The 4,198-nt window shown below is 75.4% G+C and carries 1 protein-coding gene; it reads left to right on the forward strand.

Annotated features, from left to right (window positions below):
• Nucleotides 1-30: 30 nt before the first annotated feature.
• On the forward strand, nucleotides 31-4,198 hold a 4,168-nt coding region (locus ABZX11_RS48050; protein ID WP_354925878.1), incomplete at its 3' end, for an SDR family NAD(P)-dependent oxidoreductase.

Genomic DNA, 4,198 nt, shown 5'->3' on the forward strand with positions numbered 1-4,198 from the left:
ACCCTGACGTATCACCCGGCGGAGATTCCGGTGGTTTCGAACGTGACCGGTGCTCTTGCCGAGCCGTTCACCGCGGACTACTGGGTGCGCCACGTGCGGGAGGCCGTGCGGTTCGCCGACGGGGTCGCCACCCTCGAAGCCGAAGGCGTCCGCACGTTCCTCGAACTCGGCCCCGACGGCGTCCTCAGCGCCATGGTCGGCAGCGCCGCCGTCCCGGCGCTGCGCCGCGACCGGCCGGAGGAACGGACCCTGCTGACCGCGCTCGCCGGGGTGTGGGTCCGCGGCGGCGCCGTCGACTGGGCCGCCTACCTGCCCGCCGGGCCGCGGACCGACCTGCCCACGTACCCGTTCCAGCGGAGCCGGTTCTGGCCCGCCCCCGCCCGGCAAGGCCGTACCGCCGACCGGTACCGGGTCACCTGGACGGCTTTGACGCCCACCGGCAGCCCGGACCTCGCCGGTGACTGCCTCGTCGTCGACCCGTCCCCGGAGCTGGACGCCGCCCTGGCCGGGTGGGACGGCCGTGTCGTGCGGCTCGACGGCCCGGTCACCGCCGAGGACCTCCGCGGCCTCGAGCCGGTCGTCGTGCTCAGCGGCGCCGGTGCGGAACGGACCGTCGGCCTCCTCCGTGCCCTCGGCGAGGCCGGGATCGAGGCGCCCCTGTGGTGCGTCACCTCGGGCGCCGTACGGGTCACCGGCGCCGATCCCGGCCCGGACCCGGACCAGGCCGCCGTCTGGGGCCTCGGCCGTGTCGCCGCGCTCGAACACCCCGGCCGCTGGGGCGGCCTCATCGACCTGTCGTCCACTGTGGACCCGGAGCGGTTCCGGGCGGTGCTCGGCGGGGACGAGGACCAGGTCGCCATCCGTGCGGAAGGCGCCTTCGGCCGACGGCTCGAGCACGCGCCCCCGGCGTCCGGTCCGCAGTGGACTCCGCGGGGGACGGTGCTCGTCACCGGCGGCACCGGTGCGCTGGGCGCGCACGTCGCCCGCCGCCTCGCCCGCGAAGGCGCCGACCACCTCGTCCTCGTTTCGCGCCGGGGTGCCGACGCGCCCGGCGCCACCGAACTGGGTGCGGAGCTGGCCGAACTCGGCACCCGGGTGACGTTCGCCGCCGGCGACGTCGCGGACCGGGACTTCGTCGCGGACCTGCTCGACCGGGTCAGCCCCGGGCTCACCGCCGTCGTGCACACCGCGGGGGTGGTGCGCTCCGCCCCGCTGTCCGAAGTGGACGACTTCGCCGGGCAGTGGGCGGCCAAGGCCACCGGCGCCCGCCACCTCGACGACCTCCTCGCCGACACCGACCTCGACGCGTTCGTCCTGTTCTCCTCGATCGCCGGGGTCTGGGGCAGCGGGCAGCAGGGGTGCTACGGCGCGGCCAACGCCTACCTCGACGCGCTCGCCGAAGCCCGCCGCGCCCGCGGCCTGGCCGCCACCGCGGTGGCCTGGGGCCCGTGGGCGGACGGCGGGATGGCCGCCGACAACGACGCCGAGGACTACCTGCTCCGCCGCGGCCTCCGGGCCCTGGAGCCGGGCGCGGCCGTCTCGGCCCTGCTCCGGGCCGCGGGCGGCGACACGAACGTGACCATCGCCGACGTCGACTGGCCCCGGTTCACCGCCGCCTTCACCTCCCGGCGGCCGAGCCCGCTGCTGACCACGATCCCCGAAGCCGTCGTCGACGAGCCGGCCGCCGAACCCGGCGGGCTCGTCACCCGGCTGCGCGGCCTGTCCCCGGCCGTCGCCGACGAGGTGCTGCTCCAGCTGGTCCGCGACCAGGCCGCCGCGGTGCTCGGCCACCCCAGCGCCGCCGCCGTCGCCCCGGACCGCGCGTTCCAGGAAATCGGCTTCGACTCCCTGACCGCGATCGAGCTGCGGGACGCGCTGCGCACGGAGACCGGGCTCGCGCTGCCCGCGACGCTCGTCTACGACTGCCCCACGCCCCGCGCCCTCGCCGGGCACCTGCGGGCCGGGGTGCTGGGCGACGCGGCCGCCGAAGCCACCACGACGGTGTCCGCGGCCGACGGCGAGCCGATCGCCATCGTCGCGATGAGCTGCCGGTACGCGGGCGGGATCGCCTCCCCGGAGGACCTGTGGCGCCTGGTGTCCGAGGGCGCGGACGCGGTGTCGGGCTTCCCGGCCGACCGCGGCTGGGACCTGGAGAACCTCTACGACGCCGACCCCGCGCGGCTCGGCTCGGTGACCGTGACCGAAGGCGCGTTCCTCGACGCGGCGGGCGGGTTCGACGCCGGGTTCTTCGGCATCTCGCCGCGCGAAGCCCTTGCGATGGACCCGCAGCAGCGGCTCCTGCTGGAGCTCGCGTGGGAGGCGTTCGAGCGCGCCGGCCTCGACCCGGCGACCGTGCGGGGCAGCCGGACCGGCGTGTTCGCCGGCACCAACAGCCACGACTACACGACGCTGCTCCTGGACTCGGCCGACGTCCTCGAGGGCCACCTGGCCACCGGCAACGCGGCGAGCGTCGCCTCCGGGCGGCTGGCCTACACCTTCGGCCTGGAAGGGCCGGCCGTCTCCGTCGACACGGCGTGCTCGTCTTCACTGGTCGCCCTGCACCTGGCGGTCCAGTCGCTGCGGCTCGGCGAGTGCTCGATGGCGCTGGCGGGCGGTGTCACCGTGATGGCCACCCCGGGCACGTTCGTCGAGTTCAGCCGCCAGCGTGGCCTGGCCGCCGACGGCCGCTGCAAGGCGTTCGCGGACGCCGCGGACGGCACGGCCTGGGGCGAAGGCGCCGGCCTGCTGCTGCTGGAGCGGCTGTCGGACGCCCGTCGCCACGGCCACCGGGTCCTGGCCGTGGTCCGCGGCTCGGCGGTCAACTCCGACGGCGCGTCCAACGGCCTGACCGCCCCCAACGGACCGGCCCAGCAGCGGGTCATCCGCGCCGCACTGGCCGACGCCGGCCTGTCCGCTTCGGACGTCGACGCGGTCGAGGCGCACGGCACCGGCACCACCCTGGGCGACCCGATCGAGGCACAGGCCCTGATCGCGACCTACGGCCAGGAGCGGGAAACGCCGCTGTGGCTCGGTTCGGTGAAGTCCAACATCGGACACACCCAGGCGGCGGCGGGCGTGGCCGGGGTGATCAAGATGGTCATGGCGATGCACCACGGCGTGCTGCCGCGGACGCTGCACGTCGACGCTCCTTCGTCCCATGTGGACTGGTCGGCCGGTGCGGTGGAGCTGCTGGCCGAGGCGCGCGAGTGGACGGCGGACCGCCCGCTGCGGGCGGCGGTCTCGTCGTTCGGCATGAGCGGCACCAACGCGCACACGGTCCTGGAGGCCGTGCCCCCACCCGAAACCACGCCGACCGCGGCACCGGGACCGGTGCCGTGGGTGCTGTCGGCCCGGTCTGCCGAGGCGTTGCGCGGACAGGCGCAGGCGCTGCTCACCCGCGTGGACGAGTCCCCGGCCGACGTCGGCTTCTCCCTGGTCACCACCCGGGCTGCGTTGCCGCACCGCGCGGTCGTCGTCGGCGACCTCGCGGCCGGTCTGACCGCGCTGGCCGAGGACGCTCCGGCCGCGAACGTGGTCACCGGCGCGACCGGCGATCCCGGCAAGGTCGCCCTGGTTTTCCCCGGGCAGGGTTCGCAGTGGGCCGGGATGGCGCTCGAACTCGCGGAGTCTTCGGAAGTGTTCGCGGCACGCCTCGACGAGTGCGCGGCCGCCCTGAGTTCCTTTGTGGACTGGTCGCTGCGGGAAGTACTGGCCGACGCCGAAGCGCTGACCCGGGTCGACGTGGTGCAGCCCGCGCTGTTCGCGGTGATGGTGTCGCTGGCGGAGTTGTGGCGCTCGTTCGGTGTGGTGCCGGACGCGGTGGTCGGCCACTCCCAGGGCGAGATCGCGGCTGCGGTGGTGTCGGGCGCGTTGTCGCTGCCGGACGGCGCGCGCGTGGTGGCGTTGCGCAGCAAGGCGATCCTGGCGCTGGCCGGGCGGGGTGGGATGGTCTCGGTGGCCGCGCCGCTCGCCGACGTCGAAGCACGGCTGACCGAAGGTCTCGCGGTCGCGGCGGTGAACGGGCCGGCCGCGGTCGTGGTCTCGGGCGAACCGCAGGCCCTCGACGCGCTGATCGTTTCCTGCGAAGCCGACGGCATCCGCGCCAAGCGGGTGCCGGTGGACTACGCGTCCCATTCGCCGCAGGTCGAGCAGCTGCGTGCCGAACTCCTCGATGTCTTGGCTCCGATCACGCCCCGGG

The organism is Amycolatopsis sp. NPDC004169 (assembly GCF_040610315.1).
Lineage (GTDB): Bacteria > Actinomycetota > Actinomycetes > Mycobacteriales > Pseudonocardiaceae > Amycolatopsis.